The organism is Corynebacterium vitaeruminis (genome assembly GCF_001054325.1).
Lineage (GTDB): Bacteria > Actinomycetota > Actinomycetes > Mycobacteriales > Mycobacteriaceae > Corynebacterium > Corynebacterium vitaeruminis_A.
This window is the reverse complement of the sequence record NZ_JVVM01000010.1, coordinates 1-19610: the sequence shown is the minus strand read 5'-3', so window position 1 is coordinate 19610 and position 19610 is coordinate 1. Positions and strand designations below refer to the sequence as shown.

The following is a 19610-nucleotide window of genomic DNA, read 5'->3' as shown; positions in this document are numbered from 1 at the left end:
TTTAGAAAAGAAAACCAGAATTTTTCACCGGCAGAGTGCGTTAGGTCGGGTTATTAGCTAGACCAGCCAGCTGTAACGGGCGGCGTCCATATCGGAGGTGATGACATCGCCATCGATGAGGTATCCAGCGGCGACGGGGCGGCGGTCGATAGTCGCGAGAACCTCGTCGAGCTCGTGCTTGGGGAAGTAGGTGAAGTTGCCGTCAGAAAGTGGTGCGAACATGGTGTTGCTCCTTCGAATCTTTGCTCGGAGTTAACAGAAGGGCTAGCGGTCGAGAGAAAACATGAGGACTTCCTCACGAACTGTGGTGTTGAGTATTGTCGACTGGTTTTGGAAAGTAAAGGAAGTGGCGGGGTGATGTTGCACACGTCTTTAGCTATAACTGTCCTGATATAAGAGCTGCGCTGGATAAAACCTATTTGGCCAGGAGTGTTCGAAGGAATCGTGTTCAGTCCGGGGGATTGTCTACAATCTGGACTCATGGCTAACTCCTCCTTCGTGCACCTCCACAATCACACCGAGTACTCGATGCTTGACGGCATGGCGAAGATCGATTTGCTTGCCGACGAGGTTGCGCGACAGGGAATGCCTGCAGTCGGTGTCACCGACCACGGCAATATGTTTGGCTCAAATGCTTTCTATCGGCAGATGAAGTCCAAGGGCGTCAAGCCCATTATCGGTATTGAGGCCTATATGGCGCCGGAGAGCCGTTTTAATAAGAAGCGCATTCAGTGGGGTGAACCGCATCAGCGTCGCGATGACGTCTCGGGGCGCGGTTCCTACTTGCATCAGACCATGTTGGCTGCGAATGCACAGGGTTTGCGGAACCTGTTCTACCTGTCGTCGATGGCATCGTATGAGGGGCAAATTAGTAAGTACCCGCGTATGGATGCCGAGTTGGTGGCGGAACGCGCCGAAGGCATTATCGCGACCACTGGTTGTCCGTCGGGTGATGTGCAGACGCGTCTGCGTCTGGGGCAGTTCGACGAAGCTCTGCAGGCCGCCGGTATGTGGCAGGATATCTACGGTAAGGAAAATTACTTCCTTGAGCTGATGGATCACGGGCTGGATATTGAGACTCGTGTGCGTAGTGAGCTGCTGGAGATTGGGCGGAAGCTGAACCTGCCGCCGCTGGTTACTAATGACTGCCACTATGTCACCCGTGACCAAGCTAAAGCGCACGAGGCCATGCTCTGTGTGCAGACGGGTAAGACGCTCAATGACCCGGACCGTTTTAAGTTCGACGGTGACGGCTACTTCATTAAGTCCGCTGAAGAAATGCGCGCTACCTGGGACCATCTAGTCCCGGGTGCCTGCGATAACACACTGCTCATCGCTGAGCGCGTCGAGGACTACGACGAGCTGTGGGAAGAGCATCCGCACGACCGCATGCCGAAGGCCGACGTGCCGGAGGGGGAGACACCGACGACGTGGCTCCATCACAACGTGATGGAGGGGCTGCGCAAGCGCTTTGAGGGGCGCGAGGTGCCGGAGGAGTACATCCGGCGCGCGGAGTATGAGATTGAGGTCATTGACGGTAAGGGATACCCGTCGTACTTCCTCATCGTGGCGGAGCTGATTCGTCATGCCCGCGAGGTGGGCATCAAGGTCGGTCCGGGGCGTGGTTCCGCTGCCGGTTCCCTGGTCGCGTATGCGACGTGGATTACGAATATTGACCCGATTGAACACGGTTTGCTCTTCGAGCGATTCCTGAACCCAGAACGTCCGTCCGCACCGGATATCGATATCGACTTCGACGACCGCCGTCGCGATGAAATGATTCGCTATGCGGCCGACCGCTGGGGCGAGGACAAGGTCGCGCAGGTAGTCACCTTCGGTACGGTGAAGACTAAGCAGGCCCTGAAGGATTCGGCGCGTGTACAGTTCGGCCAGCCGGGCTACCAGATTGCAGATCGCATTACTAAGGCGCTGCCACCTGCGATTATGGCTAAGGATATCCCGCTGAGCGGTATCGTCGACCCGGAGCACCCACGTTACGGCGAGGCCGCCGAAGTTCGGCAGCTTATTGAGGCCGACCCGGATGTGGCCCGAATTTACGAGACGGCTCGTGGTCTCGAGGGCGTCGTCAGGCAGACCGGCGTGCACGCCTGTGCCGTGGTGATGGCGTCGGTGCCACTCTTGGATCACATCCCGATGTGGAAACGACAGGCTGACGGTGCGATTATCACCGGCTGGGACTACCCGGCATGTGAAGCCATTGGTCTGTTGAAGATGGACTTCTTGGGTCTTCGAAACCTAACGGTTATCGGTGACTGTATTGAGCACATCAAGTCCAACCGGGACGAGACAATTATGCTTGATGAGCTTGAGACCGATGACCCAAAGGTCTACGAGCTGCTGTCGCGCGGTGACACCCTCGGTGTGTTCCAGCTTGATGGTGGCGGCATGCGTGAGCTGCTCAAGCGTATGCAACCGACGGGCTTCGAGGACATTGTCGCATCGCTGGCGCTATACCGTCCGGGCCCGATGGGCGTGAACGCGCACTTTGACTACGCGGATATTAAGAATGGTCGCAAGCCCTACAACGCCATCCACCCGGAGCTGGACGAACAGCTGAAGGAAATCCTGGAAGAAACGCACGGCCTGATTGTGTACCAGGAGCAGATCATGAAGATCTCGCAGAAGCTGGCGAACTACACGGCGGGTCAAGCAGATGGTTTCCGTAAGGCCATGGGTAAGAAGAAGCCCGAGGTGCTGGCCAAGGAGTTCGTGAACTTCGAAGGCGGCATGCTGGAAAATGGTTTCTCCAAGGATGCGGTCCAAAAACTGTGGGACATTATTCTGCCCTTCGCCTCGTACGCGTTTAACAAGTCCCACGCGGCGGGCTACGGCCTGGTGTCCTACTGGACCGCGTATCTGAAGGCCAACTACACCGCTGAGTACATGGCGGCGCTGTTGACCTCGGTAGCAGATGACAAGAATAAGCTGGCCATCTACCTGTCTGACTGTCGCCATCTGGGCATCAAGGTGTTGCCGCCGGATGTCAATGAATCGGGTATGGATTTCGAGCCGGTCGGTGAGGATATTCGCTTCGGCCTCGGCGCTATCCGCAACGTCGGCCACGATGTGGTCGCGTCGATTGTGAAGACGCGCGAGGAAAAGGGCAAGTTCACGTCGTTCTCGGATTACTTGGACAAGATTGAGACGCTGCCATGTAACAAGCGCATCACTGAATCGCTGATTAAGGCCGGTGCTTTTGACTCGCTCGGGCACCCACGAAAAGGGCTTGCGCTCATTCACGAAGAAGCCATTGACTCGGTGCTGTCGACGAAGAAGGCTGCAGATAAGGGACAGTTCGACCTGTTCGCTGGCTTCGGTGGGGATGAGGACACCGGTTCGGAGAGCATCTTCGAGATCCGCGTGCCCGATGAAAACTGGGAGCGTAAGCACGAGCTCACCTTGGAACGAGAAATGTTGGGCCTCTATGTCTCTGGGCATCCGCTCGACGGATTTGAGGAATCGCTGGCAGCGCAAACTGATACGGCGCTGACCACCGTGGTTAGTGGAGAAGTTGCTAACAATACCGAGATCACTATCGGTGGCATTGTCTCCAGCGTTGACCGTCGTGTGAATAAAAACGGTCAACCCTGGGCGATTATCGGCATTGAGGACCACAACGGCGCGCGCGTGGAAATCATGGCTTTAGCGAGAACCTACGCAATGATTGCCACCAGCATTGCTGAGGACGCCATCGTGCTTGTTCGTGCTCGCGTTCAGTACCGCGATGACCGCATGAGTGTGGTCTGCGATGACTTGAAGCTGCCGGATCTTGGCCGCAATGGCTCCACGTCGGCGCCACTGCGTCTGACCATGCGTACTGATCAGTGCACTCCGGAGATGATTGCCAAGCTGAAGTCCGTACTGCTGGACAACCCCGGCGACTCGGACGTTTACCTCAAGCTTGTCGACGGCGATTCTGATGTCACCTTGGTTCTTGGTGAGCACTTGCGGGTCGACCGTGATGCCAGCTTGATTGGTGATTTGAAGGCAACAATCGGTGCCAGCATTTTGGGGTAGCGTATCGCGACCCTGATTGTCGCAACCGGTTATGCGACCGAGTAGAGTCTTAGCTCATGAGTGAGAATTCTGTGCCTGCTTCCCAGCCCGAACGCCGACTTGTCCACGCGGCCGATATCCAGATTGCGCAGGCACGAATTTCTTCGGTCATTGCGGCCACTCCGCTGCAGTTCAGCCCGCGTCTTTCCGAAATCACCGGCGCTAAGGTGTTCCTCAAGCGGGAAGACCTCCAGGATGTCCGCTCGTACAAAATTCGCGGCGCTTACAACGCGATGGTTCAGATCACCGCGGAAGAGCGAGCTGCAGGTGTCGTTGCGGCCTCCGCAGGTAATCACGCACAGGGAGTGGCCTACGCCTGTCGTCAGCTTGGCATCAAGGGGCGCATCTATGTGCCCAATGCCACGCCGAAGCAAAAGCGCGACCGCATCGCATACCACGGCCGCGATGCCGTTGAGATTGTCGTTGTCGGAGACTCCTTCGATGAGGCCGCCGCAGCAGCGCGCGCCGACGCGCAGCGCACAGGCGCCACCATGGTGGAGCCATTCGACTCCTTCAACACCATCGTTGGCCAGGGCACTGTCGCAGCTGAAATCATTGCGCAGCTCTCCGGCCAGGGGCTGACCCTGGACACCATCTGTGTACCGGTCGGTGGCGGTGGTTTGCTCAGCGGTGTCACTTCCTATCTGGCCGATATGTCACCAAACACGCAGGTGATGGGTGTGGAGCCTGCAGGTGCGGCATGCATGCGCGCAGCTCTGGAAAACAACGGCCCCATCACACTGGGACACACCGATCCGTTCGTCGATGGTGCTGCTGTGGCCCGCTTTGGTGACCTGCCGTGGCACATCCTGGAGGCCAATCGCAACCGCGTTCATCCGATGATTGCGCCGGAGGGCGCGGTCTGTGAGGCGCAGCTGGATCTCTACCAGAACGAGGGCATCATCGCCGAGCCGGCCGGTGCGCTGTCCGTGGCAGCTCTGGAGCAGATGCAGTTCGAACCGGATGAAGTAGTTGTCTGCATCATTTCGGGCGGTAACAACGACGTGCTGCGCTATGCCGAAATTATGGAGCGTTCACTGGTCTACCGCGGTCTTAAGCACTACTTCCTGGTGAATTTCCCGCAGAAGCCGGGTCAGCTGCGCATGTTCCTCAGCGATGTCCTCGGCCCCGATGACGACATCTCGCAGTTTGAGTACCTCAAGCGCAACAACCGTGAAACTGGTGCAGCACTTGTCGGTATTGAGCTGCGTCGTGCCTCTGACCTCGATGAATTGCTGTCGCGCATGGACGCCTCGCCGCTGAAGTGCCGCCGTCTGGTTCCCGGCACGCCAGAGTATGACTTTTTGACCTAGACTTGCGGAGTCAATCTGGGAAAACTCACTGGTAGTCCTCCCAGGTCCACCAATCAAATGAATCTTTTCGAGCAAGCTTTGTAGCGAAAGGGAGCGTCCACCCACTATGACTGGGGCAAGCAGTGTTGACCAGGGTGTCCGAGTGGAAAATACAGTGATTGTCGAAATGTGGCTGGCTGCTGCAGAGCAGGATCTGGCCACCCGGATTCCGGGGTTGCTGGAATCTGCCACGCAGGCCAAGGTTGAGCCACTGTTTGTTTGGTCAGGGCTGTCGATGGACGAGGTCGAGCGCATCGACCGCTTCCTGGGAACCCTCCTGGCTCACCATCTGGCCGGTGGTACAGCTGCAGATATTGAGGCCGCGAAGAGTGTCGTTGACAATCATCCGCTGGTCACACTCGCCTCGCTGGTAGGCCGCGCCGCGCGTGTTGCGTCGGCAAGCGAAATGTGGCTGGACTGGCCGGCTGCTCTGCAGCTGGATCCAGACGCTGACACTACCGGCGCGCTCACCTCGCACCTCGCCGCCACAGTGCCGACAATGCTGGCCAACGCTGGTTTGCCTAACGACGTCGACAGCGACCAGGCCGATTCGGATGAGCTGCAGCGGGCGGCACAGGTTCTTTTGCTGCACGCGGGTGTACAGCTGTCGGTGATGCCACTGATTATCGAACGCTGTGAGGAACTCGCCGGAGTAGCGGAGCTGACCAACCCTTCGGCCAATGACCTGGTGCAGGCGCTATCGAAGGTTCATCCGCTACTCGAGGGGTTGCTGACCGAAATCGCGGAGGCAGAGGATGGTGTTTACCCGCTGGCCTTGCGCCAGCTGGCTAGGACGGCACCTCGCCAGACGCACAAGTTGTTCAAGGCAACCCTGGGTTACACCATTGCCACCGCCGCTGATCCGGCCAACTGGGAAGCTCGGGAAGAACTTGGCCAGCTCGATGCGGGGCTGCCGCCCATTCTGGTGTCCGCTGCGCGCGAAGAATTGCGTATGCGTCCTGCGGGTACTGCGAATCGTCGTGAAGCCGTGGGCGTGGTGGCAACGACTGGCCGCCCGCAGCTGTACTTCGATGAGCTGACGCAGACCGTTGGCGTACAGCTGCCGACGCCGCTGGATCCGGCGGGACGGACTTGGCGCGTCACCTTCGGCGGCACGGTAGCAACGACGCCGGTGGTTGGGCTGCAGGATTCGCTGCCACGTCCGGTGGTGACCATCGATGAGCCGGTGCGCGATGTGCTGGTGGAAATCGGCGATGAGAAACACTGGCGAGTCCCGGCGATTAGCACTGAAGACCCGATTCTCATCTTCGGTGCCGACGGGCAGTCGGTCACGGACAAGGTATCGCTGCACTCGACATCCGCAACGGTGGTCTACCCGGTCGATGCCACACTCGTTGACCCCGTCACGGGTGCTGAGGTGCCATTCCTGTCGGATCCGTGCCCATTTAACTGGGAACTGTGGCAAGTCGCTGAAATTGATCTCCGCGATGTCCATGCAGTTCAGGTTCGTCGCGCCGGCGTGGCGGGCGAAGTTCGATCGGCTTCGCCACAGCGTCAGCCGCGAATGACCATGCCGCACGCGCGTCTCGACGGCACGGTGTCCGCCTACGGCACCCCGGTTTACGCCGGCGGGCCGGTCGCAGTGTTCCCGCCGACGCTGTCCGGTAAGGACGAGTCCTGGCGTGCCATCGTCACCGATTTTGGCGGCTACGGTGCGTTTACCACGGATTCCGTCATGATTTACGACCTCGAGGTACCCGCCGCGGGCGGCGAAGTCGAGATTCTTACCGATGATGACTATCCGTGGGTCGGCGAGTTCGTGGTCCGCCTGGTCAATCCGCGCGGCCGCAGCTTCCAGAAGCACTTCGCCATTGCCGAGCAGGCCGACCTCACGATCACGTACAGCGGCGGTGGCGACGGCTTCCGCATCCCAACCATCGATGGTCTAAGTCCCGCTGACATCCGCGTTGTTTCGGGCGACAAGCCGCTGGACGCCGAGCCCGCCATCGTGCGCCTCGGGGCGGACGAAATCACCGGTACCGTCGAGCTTTCCACCGACGAAGGCGCATGGCTGCAGCTGCAGGTCACGCCAGGTACGCTGCAGTTTGAGGTCCCGCTTGCCGACGAATCCGTCGCCCGCCGCACCACTACATTGGTCACCCGTCCGAAGCGTGTCGATGCCTTCGGCAAGATTGTCGTCAATGCCCCAGGCGAGCTGCGCCATGCGCATGTTGCAGTTTCCAGCGGTGAGCGCGACATCTGTCGGGTCCCCATCAAGCGTTTCGGCGATACTGGCTATGCGGAGTTTGGCAAGTTCGCTGACCGTATCTCCCTGCTGAAGGCCCTGCGCATCAGTTTGGACTGGACACGTGTGACGGGACGTAAGCGCCTGTCTGTACCACTGGTGGAGGCTTCCTCCCGCGATGCCATCCGCCAGATTGCTTTCAACGATGAAGCCACTGACATCATCGAGATTGATGTCGCTGACGATGTTTCGCACTTGCCGATGACCCTGTGGCTCTGGGCTGCAGGTCAGCCGTGGCGCGAACCCGTCGCTCTTGAAGTCGTAGAGGGCGAATGCGAGCTTCCCGACGAGCTCCGCGGCCTTGGCCCATTCGTCGCGCAGGTGACTCTCGGCGTGGAAAAGGAACGCCACCCGCAGTGGCCGGCGGCTGGGTCGATCATTCTGCATCATGTCGATGATGCGGAGGCTATCGACCTCGGCAGCGAGGACGCTAATCCCGTTGCTCGCGCGCAGGAGCTGTGGGGCGAGCTTAATCAGGACCAGCTCGCACGTCTGTGGACGCTACTGGTGACTCTGCGCGCTGGCCGTGCAACCGCGATGGCGCAGGCAAATCCGCTGCTGGCCGCACCTATGTTGGGTGCCATCCTGTGTGCTGAACCGCGCGCTGGTCTGGCTGCGTTGAATCGGTCGGTCATTGCGCTGGATGATCAGCCAGGTATGTTTATCGCCTCCGGACTTGTGCTGGGAGACTTCAGCGCCACCAAGCCGGTGCCGGGACGTCGCCGTGTTCCGTGGCTCGGTGCTTTGGCAGCGCTGGCGGATCTCACTGATGAGAGCGTGGACCGTTCTCGACAGTTGGATTACCTGCGCACAACTGGTGGCCAGGGACTGCTGGATATTGCCGCCAGCGGCCAGGACACCACTTTAGAGTCCGCCACCATCGACCAGAGTTCAGTGCAGATTACCTCGCTGCCGGAAGCACAGGCTAGCGCTATTTTGTCGCAGGTCTTTGATCCTTACCGCATGGTCCCGGGCCCACTGACCGACGATGACGCTCGCTTCACTGCGATTTACGAAGTGGTGCGCAATCGCGCTGAGATTGTGGAATCCGGTGTGATGACCCGACTCGCCGCAGCCTCTCGGGTGCTTTTCAAGACAGTGTCGAAGGCATCGCCTCGACTGCGCAAGGCGGTCAATGTGCGCTTCCACAAGCTCGACGGCATCGATGCGGATGATCCTTCGCTGCACTGGACTCTGGTGCCGGGCACGTCTCTACTTATTGCAGTGGCTGCCCGTGTACTGGCCCGTACTCAGGCTGAGAGCTCCGACGCTAGTGTCGCCGCTGTCCGTGAGCTGATTCCGATGTGGGCGCAGCTGGCAGACCTGGTGCCGACTCTGGTGATGAGCGATATTCTCATCGCAGATGCGTTGGTGGCTCACGTACTTCACGGTGATGTCACCGAGCTGCCGTGGCCAGTGCCAGCTTCGGACGCTGATGCTGAGGCTGACACTGCAGCCGCCGCGGAGTCTGAGGGAGAGTTTGAGGGAGCAGCTGGAGATGAAGCTGCTGCTGGGGCCGAAGACGCCGCTGACGCGGAGGACTAGCCTGGCTGACTAGCTCAGCGAAATGACAGCGTAGCCCCAGGCCGGGAGTGAAATTTCGGGGCCAGCAGATTCGTCGTTGACGATGCTGGCCGCTGCGCCTTCAAAGGTGTGCAGGAGGTGCGCGGAACCGAACTCGGAGTCGAGATTGACGCTGGTTTCAGCGTCGGAGAAGTTCGCTACCAAAGCGACAGTTTCAAAGGCGTCAGAGCTGCGGGCACCAACTTCGCGCTCGTCTTGACTGCGCACCACGACGAGACAACGGTTGTCCTCGTCGTACTCGGTCACGACAGATGCCGACCACGGAGTGCGCAGAGACGGGTGAGACTTCCGCAGCGCGAAGAGATCGCGGTAGGCAGACAGAATAGTGGCGTGCGAGCCCTCCGAGACCTCCTGCCAATTGAGCTTCGAGCGGTTAAAGGTCTCCGGATCCGATGGGTCGGATACCTCCTTTGGATTCCACCCGGCACGGGCGAACTCACGAAGACGTCCTTCGCGGGTGAGCCGCTGCAGCTCCGGATCTTCATGGGAACAGAAGAACGCAAACGGGGTGGAAGCGCCCCATTCCTCACCTTGGAAGAGCATCGGGGTAAAAGGACTACAGGCGATAACTGCTGCCTTTAGTACCTGCTGAGCCGGGGTGAGGTTCATGGACGGACGATCACCGATTGCGCGGTTACCCGTTTGATCATGCGTGGTCGTGTACGTCACAAAAGCGTGCATGGGCTGGACGGACAGGTCAAAGGGGCGACCGTGAGTACGACCGCGGAACGTTGACATTGAGCCGGTATGCCAGAAGCCAGTTTCCAAAGCACTAGCTAGCGCTTCCACCGAACCAAAGTCCGAGTAGTAGGCGTGGTCCTCACCAGAGACCAGCGTGTGCAGCGCATGGTGGACGTCATCATCCCACTGAGCGTTGAGGCCAAATCCACCGGCAGCGCGGGGGCGGACCAAGCGCGGATCATTCTGGTCGGACTCTGCAATCAAGGACCGGGGAATACCAGTCTCGGCTGCGACTGTGTCTGCGACAACCTGCATCTGTTCCAGAATGTGGAATGCGCCCTCGTCATGCAGGGCATGGACCGCATCCAGGCGCAGGCCGTCGACGTGGTAGTCCACCAACCATTGGCGTACCGCATCCAAAATGTACGCACGCACCTCATCAGAGTTGTCGCCAGTGAGATTGACAACCTCACCCCAACCCGTCGAACCACCAGAGGTGTAGGGGCCGAAAAATCCCACGTAGTTGCCGTCCGGGCCGAAGTGGTTATAGACCACATCAAGAATGACGGCCAAACCCTTGCTGTGGCACGCATCAATCAGCTTCTGCAGACCGCGCGGGCCACCGTAGCCCTCGTGCACGCTGTGCCAGGACACACCGTCATAGCCCCAGTTTCGATCGCCGCCGAAAGGCTGCACAGGCATGAGCTCAATGTGCGTCACTCCCAGCTCAGTCAGGTGGTCCAGGTGATTCACCAGACCGGCGAAATCACCGGAATCACTGAAGGTACCCACATGCAGCTCATAAATCAGACCGCCCGGCAGAATACGGCCCGACCAGGCCGAGTCCTTCCACTTGTAGGCGCCCAGGTCAATGACCTCGGAGAAACCATGCGGACCATCCGGCTGGGACTGGGAACGCGGATCCGGCAGCGGGATCGTCCAGTCACCGACGCTAGGGGAGGAGCCGTCCCCCGATTCGCTGTCAGGCGCGCCGTACCCCGCATGCGCCCGCAGTGAAAATGCGTAGCGATCTCCGGGCGTGCGTGCCACATCAGCTTCGAACCAACCAGAGTTGGCGTCGTAGCCATCAGCGGCGTCAGCGATTGGGTGCATATCGAAAATCGCTGGCGCGTCAGGATCGCCCAACAGCAAACGGACTTCGGAAGCGTACGGTGCCCAGACTCGGTAGTTGCTCATAGGCACCATGGTAGGTCAGTCAGCGGATTGGCACAGTGAAACTTTTTCGAACACCACGGATTCGAGGTGAGTCCGAGGTCAGTTTGAGTTGGGGCAGAGCAGCGGTGATTGGGTGTGCTCCAAGCCCATACGCCACAATGGACATCATGACCACCGACCCATCCACTTCGACCGAAACGACGCAGAATCAGCGTGACATCGAGCTGATTGTCCCAGTCGACGGCGACATCGTCACGAATGAAATCGAGATTAAGAAATCCCGCTTCATCACGTGGATCGCGCGTGTCGACGACGAAGACAGCGCCCGCGAGGTCATTAATTTGGCCAAGGCGGAGTACCCAGATGCCCGCCACCACTGCAGCGCATACATTCATGAGGTGGTCGGCGGGAATCGTGTAGAGCGATCTTCGGATGACGGTGAACCCGGTGGTACGGCAGGTCGCCCTATGCTCGATGTACTGCAGGGCTCTGGAATGACAAATGTCACCGCCGTAGTAATCCGCTATTTTGGCGGCATCAAATTGGGCACGGGTGGGCTTGTGCGAGCCTATTCGGATTCAGTCTCACATTGTCTAGAGAAAGTGACGCGCATGCGGCGCGTGCAGCGAGCCTTAAGAGTGGTGAGTGCCCCTGCCGCAGATGCCGGTCGCATCGAAGCCGAACTGCGTGCTCGTGGCTACGACATTGTGGAAACGCGGTGGGGACAGAACGTGGAGTTTTCCATTGCGGTGACCGCCGAAGGGATTGCGCAGCTTGACGGCGAAATGCAGGCGCTGACCAAGGGGGCTAGTGAGCCGTCTAAGGACGGCGGCGAAATCTGGTGGGAGCTGCGCGCCTAACACCCGCTAATCCTGGGCTGAGGACTCTTCGCCGTTGTGTGCGCCGCGATGGCGCTTGAGAATCTCTACCAGTTCGTCCTTATTCTCCGCAATCTTTTCGGGCCGGCCGAAGACGCAGACTGCCGCGACAGTAGCCCCGTCTTCCTCCACGGCGATGGAGACACCATCGACTCCACCGCCTTCGGCAATACCCGGGGCAGCACAGACGCCGGTTTCTGCGATTTCCCCGGCCTGGCGGAGGAAGTCATCCACATAGACCTGGTCTTCCGGTCGTGCGGAGTTCAGATAAGACCACAGTTCGCGCTTTTCAAACCGGCTCATCAAAACCCACCCTGCAGAGGTGCGCAGCAGTGAGCGTGGCAGGAAGTTTTCCGTCAGGTACTGGTAGCGCATGGACTCACCGACGGTTTTAAGGTAGAAGAGCTTGCCACCAACTGGCAGCGCGAGCACGGTAATCAGGCCGGTTTCGTTGTGAATCGCCTCGAGCTCGGCCGTTGGTACGTTGACCATGCGACGACCGGCCATGACATTGAGCAGAAACGGTGCCATGCCGAGCGTGTAACGCTTGTTGGACTCGTCGAGGTAACCTGTGACGGTCAGACCGTTGACAAGGCCCTGCGTGGTACTGAGCGGATAGTTCAGCGTGTGGGCGATGTCAGTGAGGGTTAGGCCTTCGTTAGAGCGCGCAACGAGTTCGAGGATCGCCGCAACGCGGTCGACCATGCGGTGGCGGGGGCGGACAGTTTCTGTCATAGGACTAACTCTAGCAACCAAACTACGCTATTGCGTTAATTGCCTACCTAAATAGGAAGAATTAGCAGGTCGGCTATGTCTGTACATATTTTTTCGAATTGTACGTCCCATCGACCGATGCGGTACGTCAGGTCGACCAGAACGCTCTAATATGTATCCCATGAGCTATCTTCAGCCCCAATCTCAGAACCCCATTGAGCTCCGCAAGAACGCGGTGCGAAAGTATTCCCGCAATGCCGTTGTTTGGGCAGGCAGCGGTGTCGTCGGCGGCGCAGTGCTCGGACTCATTGCCTCAAGCATGTCACTATTCCTTATCCTGGCAATCGTCGGCCTGGTCGGCGGTTTTATTAATTGGCAAAAGGTTCAGCGGATTGTGAACCACAAGGATCCACAGTAAATGGCAGCTCAGCAGGTATTGTCCACTGAACCAGTGCGCATCGATGCCTGGATCTGGGCGGTCAGGTTGCTGAAAACTCGCTCATTGGCGGCAGATGCCTGCCGCGGTGGCCACGTCAAAGTCAATGGTGAAGCCGTGAAGCCTTCGGCTCTGATTGTCCCCGGAGACAAGGTGAGGTTGTGGGCCAACCACCGTGAGTACATCGTTGAGGTAACCAAGACGGTGAAGAAGCGAGTCGGAGCGCCCGTTGCCAGGAAGTGTTATATCGACCACTCACCACCGCCTCCTCCGAAAGAAATTCTCGCTTCTATGCCGATGCGCGACCGCGGTGCGGGACGGCCTACGAAGCGCGATCGGCGTCAGCTCGACCGTCTTCGTGGCCGTCGCTCGTAGGCACTCCGGCCTCAGTTAATTGCTGCAATCGCGCGCGCAAGCGAGCTGGTCGACGCTGTGGATTATGGCTGGTATCCGCAGTGGCCTCAATGTGCTTGTGACCGCGCGCCGCAAGCAGCAAGTCATCGATTACACGCACATGACCTGGGGTGAAGCGGTACTTCATGGCCTTACTTACCGCGCTGAGACGCTGCGGATTAAGTAGCTCACGCAATTGCCCGACAGTACGAATCCCATTGAGCTCCAACAGTTCCTCCGCCCAGCCGTAATGCTCCGATTTTGAGCGCGGTGCATCCGGAAGCAGCATTGTCAGCACACCCGGCAGGGTTTCCTCGGTCACCACAATGTCATCGGCCGTGGTCTTTGCAGGAACAGAGTTCTGTTCGCCTTCTCCATGCGCGGAATTGTCCGGTGTCGATTCCTCCAGTACGGCAACGACTTGGTCGAACTGCTGGTCCGCCAGTTCAATGAGCCCAGCGGCCAGTGCAAAAGCTCGATCAATCCGAGGGTCTGTCGCGCCCTCGGGTGCTTTGTAGCGAATATCGTGTTCAAACTCCGCCCACGCATGCTGTAGGACCGTGCGCAGCTGTACCTCAAACTGCATGTCCGCATAGGGAGTCAGTTCTGACGGCGCCGCCGTCGACACCTTGCAAATCAAGTGCTGAGAGCCATATCCCAGCCGGCCGCTAACCCGCGTCTCCGCTGTCTTGTCAATCGTTCGTAACACAATCAGCGAATCTCCCAGCGCGTCCATAATCGCCGGAATTTCCGTCGAATGGTATGTGGTCACGCGCACGCCGATGATGTCGTGGATATCGTGCCACGGGTCAGGGTAGACGTAGCTGCCATCCGCTTTACGACGCAAGGCCTTCTGCCGCAGGGAGCGAAAGGACTTCACCCGCGCCGTGACATTGTCAAAGGCCAGACCAGCATCGGAGAGAATCTCCTTAATCGCGTCGACAAAGTCCTGTGCGGCGGTGGAGTGCCGAGTTGTCCATGAGTCGTATTTCGACTGCAGCGCACGTGTGACTTCCCGGTCCTCCGCCAGCTGAGCCTTGCGGGTTTGCTCGCGGGAATCGTCGGCAAGCGAATCCTTCATGCGTTTAGTCGTCATCATCCTCGCGGACGAGCAGCGCCACCGGGAAGGAGTTGAACAGGGAGGACACGGCGACGGTGCCCGACCATGTGTGACCGGTAAAGCGGTCAGTCCAGAATCCCTCAGGCAGCGTGACAGTGGTATCGCCCCAACCGCCTTCGCGCTGCAGCCCCAGGGGACGGCGCGTCACCAGTGCGATGACATCCTCCGGCTCACCCTTAGGTCCACGTGCTGCACCGACCAGATGGCGCTCGCCCACGCCAACAGCGAAAACCGGCTGGTAGGCGCCGCCGACGAAGGATTCTGGGCGCTCCGCACGCAGCTTCACGCCGTGGTGAGTCACCATCAGCTTTACGACGTCCGCATCGGCATCTGTAAAGTCCTCCGGCAACTCAGCTGGGTGCTCTGGGCTCTTCGTCACCGACGCGACCTCATCGCGGGCAACCTTATCCAGTGCCTCGACGCGCGCAGCGTAGTCGACGAAGCGGCGGTTGTCGGGGTCAACCAGGGAGTCTTCTGGGAACTCCGCACCCTGGTAGGTATCGGGAATACCGGGGCCGACAAGCTGCAGGAGTTTGCGTGACAGCGATGTAGTCAGGGCAGCCGGCGCAATGGAGCGGACGAACTCTGTGATGGAGTCGGTCAGCGGACCGTCGAGAAGCGCGTCGATCCAGCTACGAATGCCGAGCTCGAATTCTTCGACCGGCTCGGTCCAAGAGGTATGAACATCTGCCTCGCGGATGGCCTTAATGGCGTAGTTGTGGAGACGTTCGCGCAGTTCATCGGTGATTACGCCGTCGGTGGGCCACACACCGATGATGTTCTGCAGCAGGAAGTAGCCGGTGGCGTCGTCCGGGGCTGGTGTGATGGCCATCCAGTTGCGGACGTTTTCGGCCCAGTCGCCGGAGACATCAGACAGTTGAAGAATGCGGGCTCGGACATCTTCGCCGCGCTTGGTGTCGTGCGTGGACAGCGTGGTCATGGTCCGTGGCCACAGGCGAGCGCGTTCCGACTGCAACAGGTGGAACTCCGCTGCCGACATCCCGTAGCGGCCGAGGTCGCCGCCGACCTCGTTCAGGCTAATCAGGCGGCAGGCGCGGTAGAAGGTGGTGTCTTCCACACCCTTTGCCATGACCGCACCACAGACCTGCGCGAAGCGTGTGGCGGCTTCACCGCCGGCGACCAAGCCTGCGGAGATGAGGTCGAGAGCGAAGACACGGGAGGGGAAACGCGCCGCCATCTCGCCAATGACCGTGGAAGCAACGCGTGACAGGGAGACATAGTCCGAGCGGTAGACAGGCATGGCTGCGACCAGCTTGCAGATGGTGTCGATAAGCACCTCATCGCTGACGCTGGTGCCACTGATAGACCAGTTGTCGCGGCGCAGAGCACGTGCTAGACGACGGACTTCTGCGGCCAGCTCGTGAGCCGCGACATCGTGCTTGAGAGCCTGCGCAGTCGCCTGCACGGCGGTCTTGTCCCACGTCGAACCGGACTGTTGCAGAGCCAGCATGCTCATGGCGTCCCGGGAGTCGCGGTTGACGAAGACGTTGTCGAACTCGCGGAGGGCATCGTAGCCCGTGGTGCCGTCAACCTGGAGCCTCGGATCCAGCGGTTCTTCCGCGCCCAGAATCTTCTCGATGACCAACCACTTGTCATCGCCAAGCAGTCGACGCAGCTCGCTGAGGTAGCCGAACGGGTCGCTGAGACCATCCGGGTGGTCAATGCGGACACCGTCAATGATGTCCGCGGCTAGCAGTTCGCGGACGATTCGGTGAGTGTGCTCGAAGACCACCGGGTTTTCCTGGCGAATGCCGGCCAAACCGTTGACGCTGAAGAATCGACGGTAGCCAATAACCCCGTCCTTCCAGTACATCAGGCGATAGGCCTGGCGATCATGTACTTCCTGCGGGGTGCCGTTTTCGGTGCCGGGGCGTACTGGAAGGGCGTTGTCGTAGTAGCGCAGCAGTGGCTCGTCGCCGGAGGTGTCGAGCTCCAGCTTGTCGATGTCCTCCGGAGATCCCAGAATCGGCAACCCCATCTTGCCGTTAGCGCCGTTGTCCTCGTGCCAGTCAATGTCGAAGTAAGGCTCGAACTGAGAATCCTTGCCATAAGTCAGAACATCCCACCACCAGGTATTGAGCTTCGGCTCATCAACACCGAGGTGGTTCGGAACCAGGTCGATAATGATGCCCAGGCCGGCCTTGTGAGCCACCTGGGCAAGGTTCTGTAGCTCTTCCATACCGCCGAGCTCAGGGTTCACCGTCGTCGGATCGATGACATCGTAACCATGGTTCGACTCCGGCACGGAGGTGAGGATAGGAGACAGGTACAGGTGCGAGATTCCTAGGTCTGCCAGGTAGCCGACCTGTTCAGCCGCGTCGGCGAACGTGAAAGCGCGCCCGTTCGGGTCGGCCTTGGGGCCACGGAGTTGGAGACGGTAGGTGGACGTAATTGGTCGGCGAGTCATGTCCCCCTTTATACCGCCCACCAGGAAAAGCTGCTGACCAATCGCAGCGGCAGGAGTCGAATCCTGGTCTGTGCCCGCCGACTGGTTCAGTATTTCGTCCTCGAACGGGGCCTAAAAAGGTGGAATTCCGTCATCGCCGGGCAGAGAAGTGGAACCAAACAGCGGCACCGATTCGCCGGTATTGTCTCCGCTGGTGGTACCGGCCGTGCCGCTAGCTGCTTCTCCAGCCTCTGACCCGCTATCCTCATCCGGGTTGAGGCCGAGCGCCGTAAAGAGCTCCTTCTCGCTCCAAATCTGGATTTCCTGGCCTTCAGCCTGCAGCTGTCGAGCTCTCTTCTCCTTCGAGGTCACAGAATCCCACGGGCCGGCGACCAAAATGGTCGTTTTCTTCGTGACACCCTTATTGATATTCGCGCCCGCAAAGGCGATCTTGTCCCACAAAAAGCCCTTATCATACGGCGTAAAATCCCCAGTCAACGTCACGCGCTGTTGGTACAAAAGGCCGCTGGGATCCGCGTCCGGTTTCGGCTCGGGAATAGTATCCGGCGTCTTGGCCGCGTCCCACTTTGCATTGCGACGTGGACGACGCGCCGGAGCCGAACCACCAGTCTTGGCACCAGTGCTGGCGCCAGTTCCGGCGTTAGTCCCTGCGCCTGTGCTGGCGACACCAGACGGATCGTAGCGGACCATTCGTACCCGACCACTGCCAATCTGGCCCAGGTTCAGCGAGGCCTTCTGGCTCAAATCCTTAACAGAGGTCGCACGCTGCTGCTCCATCAACCACAGCGCCACCTCCGCACACGCGACCGCATCTGCCGTCGCATCATGATGATTCTCCAGCGACGTTCCCGCAGCCTCCGCCAATGTTGACAGCTTCAAATTGGGCAGGCCCAACTGCATCTGACGAGCCCACATGTAGGTACACGCAAAATCCAACTTCGGTGCCGCGACGCCCTCAGCCCGGCACGCCCGCGACAGAGCCGTGAAATCAAACCGCGCATTGTGAGCAACTACGTCCAAATCCCCGACGACTTCAACGAACTTCGCCAGCTGCTCCGGAAACGTCGGCTCACCAGCAACATCCGCCGCCGTGATGCCATGAATTGCCACGTTGGCCTCATCAAAATACTCCAGCCCCTTTGGCGGACGGCACATCCAGGAATAACGCTCGGCTACCTTCCCGCCACGCACAACCGCGACACCAAGCTGAATAATCGAGCCCGCATCTTCATTTGCCGTCTCCACATCGAACGCGGCAAACGGCTCGATATCCGACGCCGCAACCTCATCACCCGAAGGAAGCGGTGCAAAGGGGACAGAGTGCTTTACGACGTCGACCGCGCCCTGAACCACACTCACACCCTCGGTGGCTGCCGCGCGTTGTGCTACCCACGGCATCAAAGTGGAAGTAAATGCATCAGCCGAGTTGTAGAACTCCGGATTCTTGGCCATCTCTGCCATGAGATCTGACAGCAACTGTGCCGCTGCCTGACGATGAGGCATCACGCGGACCTTCGGCAAAGTTGCCCCGAGATTGACCGTGCCGGGGAAGAACCGGGTGGCCGGAGCGTAGACACTGTTTTCAGTTGTGGATGCGACCTCCGCAACGTCGGCAAGCGGAAGAGGCTTCGTGGGGGCGGCGCTGGCCGTGTTGAGGGTGTGGGTAACGCGGAGCCCATCTGCGGTAATAGTCACCGTGTCGCCGGTGAGCTCGAAGACGACGGCGGGCTCGGAGGATGGCGTGGTCGTAGTCATGCACTAGATGGTAGCGCCGATGTCGGATTGAGCCTTATAGAGGCTGCGGTACCTGCGGTTTTCGTCGTGTATATGTGGTGCCGAGAATGTGGAAATGTCCACAGAAATAGGAATATTTATGGAGCGTTCGGGCAGTGGGGGTGTCCGTACCCCTGAAAACCACATGTTTTGAGGGATTAAATGTCCGGATGCATTTTGAGTGGGCGCTACTTATACTTTTCGACGAACGGCGGTAACTCGTCGTTCGAGCTTTTTGAGCTCAAGCGAAGGGCAAAGCGGAAACAACGTATGCCAGTGAAGCGACGAAATAAGGAGTAAACATTTTGAGCACGCATCCTGTGCACCCTGGTTCTATCCTGAACGACAATTTCCTCGAGCCACAACACCTCTCTATCTACCGACTGGCTCTGGCCATCGGTGTGCCAAGCTCGACCCTGGAGCGCTTTCGCACTGGCCGCACTGCGGTCACCACTGACCTCGCAAACCGTCTGTCCGACTACTTTGACACCGAGCCGGAGTACTGGTTGAACTCTCAGGCAGAGTTCAATATGCGCGCATCTGCGTAAAAGGCTTCACACGAGCTCGGCTCCCACGTGGCTGATTAACTCAATGCGAGTTAGTGACTGCGTTTATGGCTGGCGACGCTGGGGCGATGCGAGTTACTGACTGCGTATATGTCAAAAATGGCCCGAAAAATGGTCGGTAGGGTCAGGCGGTCATTGCATCATGGATAACACCAGAGATTACCTC

The 19610-nt window shown here is 59.2% G+C and carries 13 protein-coding genes; 7 read left to right on the top strand and 6 right to left on the bottom strand.

The window, feature by feature from the left end:
- Window positions 1-57: 57 nt before the first annotated feature.
- Window positions 58-222 carry a hypothetical protein gene (locus tag ADA16_RS11215; RefSeq protein ID WP_162837141.1) on the bottom strand — a complete coding sequence of 55 codons (165 nt, stop codon included), beginning with the start codon at window positions 220-222 and terminating at the stop codon, window positions 58-60.
- Window positions 223-480: 258 nt separating this feature from the next.
- Between ADA16_RS11215 and dnaE the strand changes: the two genes are divergently transcribed.
- The 3 genes from dnaE to ADA16_RS02595 all read left to right on the top strand — a co-directional run bounded on the left by dnaE (window position 481) and on the right by ADA16_RS02595 (window position 9240).
- Complete coding sequence (gene dnaE / locus ADA16_RS02605; protein ID WP_048758912.1) at window positions 481-4038, top strand: DNA polymerase III subunit alpha; 3558 nt, start codon at window positions 481-483, stop codon at window positions 4036-4038.
- A gap of 56 nt (window positions 4039-4094) precedes the next feature.
- Window positions 4095-5390 carry a threonine ammonia-lyase IlvA gene (gene ilvA, locus ADA16_RS02600; RefSeq protein WP_048758910.1) on the top strand — a complete coding sequence of 432 codons (1296 nt, stop codon included), beginning with the start codon at window positions 4095-4097 and terminating at the stop codon, window positions 5388-5390.
- Between the two features lie 106 nt (window positions 5391-5496).
- On the top strand, window positions 5497-9240 hold the full coding sequence (locus ADA16_RS02595; protein ID WP_239659313.1) for a hypothetical protein: 3744 nt from the start codon (window positions 5497-5499) through the stop codon (window positions 9238-9240).
- A gap of 9 nt (window positions 9241-9249) precedes the next feature.
- Here ADA16_RS02595 and treZ read toward each other — a convergent pair whose 3' ends face one another.
- Window positions 9250-11166: a malto-oligosyltrehalose trehalohydrolase gene (gene treZ, locus ADA16_RS02590; RefSeq protein WP_048758908.1), complete on the bottom strand. Its 1917-nt coding sequence runs from the start codon at window positions 11164-11166 to the stop codon at window positions 9250-9252.
- A 137-nt stretch (window positions 11167-11303) separates the two neighbouring features.
- On the opposite strand from treZ, the gene ADA16_RS02585 reads away from it, so the two are divergent.
- On the top strand, window positions 11304-11996 hold the full coding sequence (locus ADA16_RS02585; RefSeq protein WP_239659312.1) for a YigZ family protein: 693 nt from the start codon (window positions 11304-11306) through the stop codon (window positions 11994-11996).
- 6 nt (window positions 11997-12002) lie between these two features.
- On the opposite strand, the gene ADA16_RS02580 is transcribed toward ADA16_RS02585, so the two are convergent.
- Window positions 12003-12749 (bottom strand): helix-turn-helix domain-containing protein, encoded by a 747-nt coding sequence (locus tag ADA16_RS02580; protein WP_048758906.1) that lies wholly within the window; start codon window positions 12747-12749, stop codon window positions 12003-12005.
- Between the two features lie 151 nt (window positions 12750-12900).
- Between ADA16_RS02580 and ADA16_RS02575 the strand changes: the two genes are divergently transcribed.
- Window positions 12901-13146, top strand: coding sequence for a hypothetical protein (locus tag ADA16_RS02575; protein WP_048758905.1), 246 nt, complete (start codon window positions 12901-12903; stop codon window positions 13144-13146).
- Window positions 13147-13539 carry an RNA-binding S4 domain-containing protein gene (locus ADA16_RS10895; protein WP_082150634.1) on the top strand — a complete coding sequence of 131 codons (393 nt, stop codon included), beginning with the start codon at window positions 13147-13149 and terminating at the stop codon, window positions 13537-13539.
- Here ADA16_RS10895 and ADA16_RS02570 read toward each other — a convergent pair.
- The 3 genes from ADA16_RS02570 to ADA16_RS02560 all read right to left on the bottom strand — a co-directional run bounded on the left by ADA16_RS02570 (window position 13487) and on the right by ADA16_RS02560 (window position 18860).
- On the bottom strand, window positions 13487-14653 hold the full coding sequence (locus ADA16_RS02570) for a GTP pyrophosphokinase (RefSeq protein WP_065421318.1): 1167 nt from the start codon (window positions 14651-14653) through the stop codon (window positions 13487-13489). The two genes, ADA16_RS10895 and ADA16_RS02570, sit on opposite strands and share 53 nt — an antisense overlap.
- Window positions 14643-17105, bottom strand: a complete 2463-nt coding sequence (gene treY, locus ADA16_RS02565) for a malto-oligosyltrehalose synthase (protein WP_048758904.1) — start codon at window positions 17103-17105, stop codon at window positions 14643-14645. The genes ADA16_RS02570 and treY overlap by 11 nt, the downstream gene beginning before the upstream one ends.
- A 111-nt stretch (window positions 17106-17216) precedes the next feature.
- The gene (locus tag ADA16_RS02560) at window positions 17217-18860 is read right to left on the bottom strand and encodes an exonuclease domain-containing protein (protein ID WP_048758903.1); all 1644 of its coding nucleotides are present in this window, start codon (window positions 18858-18860) and stop codon (window positions 17217-17219) included.
- Between the two features lie 323 nt (window positions 18861-19183).
- Between ADA16_RS02560 and ADA16_RS02555 the strand changes: the two genes are divergently transcribed.
- Window positions 19184-19426 (top strand): HigA family addiction module antitoxin, encoded by a 243-nt coding sequence (locus ADA16_RS02555; RefSeq protein WP_048758902.1) that lies wholly within the window; start codon window positions 19184-19186, stop codon window positions 19424-19426.
- Window positions 19427-19610: the final 184 nt, after the last annotated feature.

Excerpts from the sequence above, each read along its gene's own strand:
- ADA16_RS02580 (WP_048758906.1), bottom strand. The coding sequence starts at position 12,749 with ATGACAGAAACTGTCCGCCCCCGCCACCGCATGGTCGACCGCGTTGCG.
- ADA16_RS11215 (WP_162837141.1), bottom strand. The coding sequence starts at position 222 with ATGTTCGCACCACTTTCTGACGGCAACTTCACCTACTTCCCCAAGCAC.
- ADA16_RS02575 (WP_048758905.1), top strand. The coding sequence starts at position 12,901 with ATGTATCCCATGAGCTATCTTCAGCCCCAATCTCAGAACCCCATTGAG.
- ADA16_RS10895 (WP_082150634.1), top strand. The coding sequence starts at position 13,147 with ATGGCAGCTCAGCAGGTATTGTCCACTGAACCAGTGCGCATCGATGCC.
- treY (WP_048758904.1), bottom strand. The coding sequence starts at position 17,105 with ATGACTCGCCGACCAATTACGTCCACCTACCGTCTCCAACTCCGTGGC.
- ADA16_RS02585 (WP_239659312.1), top strand. The coding sequence starts at position 11,304 with ATGACCACCGACCCATCCACTTCGACCGAAACGACGCAGAATCAGCGT.
- treZ (WP_048758908.1), bottom strand. The coding sequence starts at position 11,166 with ATGGTGCCTATGAGCAACTACCGAGTCTGGGCACCGTACGCTTCCGAA.
- ADA16_RS02570 (WP_065421318.1), bottom strand. The coding sequence starts at position 14,653 with ATGACGACTAAACGCATGAAGGATTCGCTTGCCGACGATTCCCGCGAG.
- ADA16_RS02560 (WP_048758903.1), bottom strand. The coding sequence starts at position 18,860 with ATGACTACGACCACGCCATCCTCCGAGCCCGCCGTCGTCTTCGAGCTC.
- ADA16_RS02595 (WP_239659313.1), top strand. The coding sequence starts at position 5,497 with ATGACTGGGGCAAGCAGTGTTGACCAGGGTGTCCGAGTGGAAAATACA.
- ilvA (WP_048758910.1), top strand. The coding sequence starts at position 4,095 with ATGAGTGAGAATTCTGTGCCTGCTTCCCAGCCCGAACGCCGACTTGTC.
- dnaE (WP_048758912.1), top strand. The coding sequence starts at position 481 with ATGGCTAACTCCTCCTTCGTGCACCTCCACAATCACACCGAGTACTCG.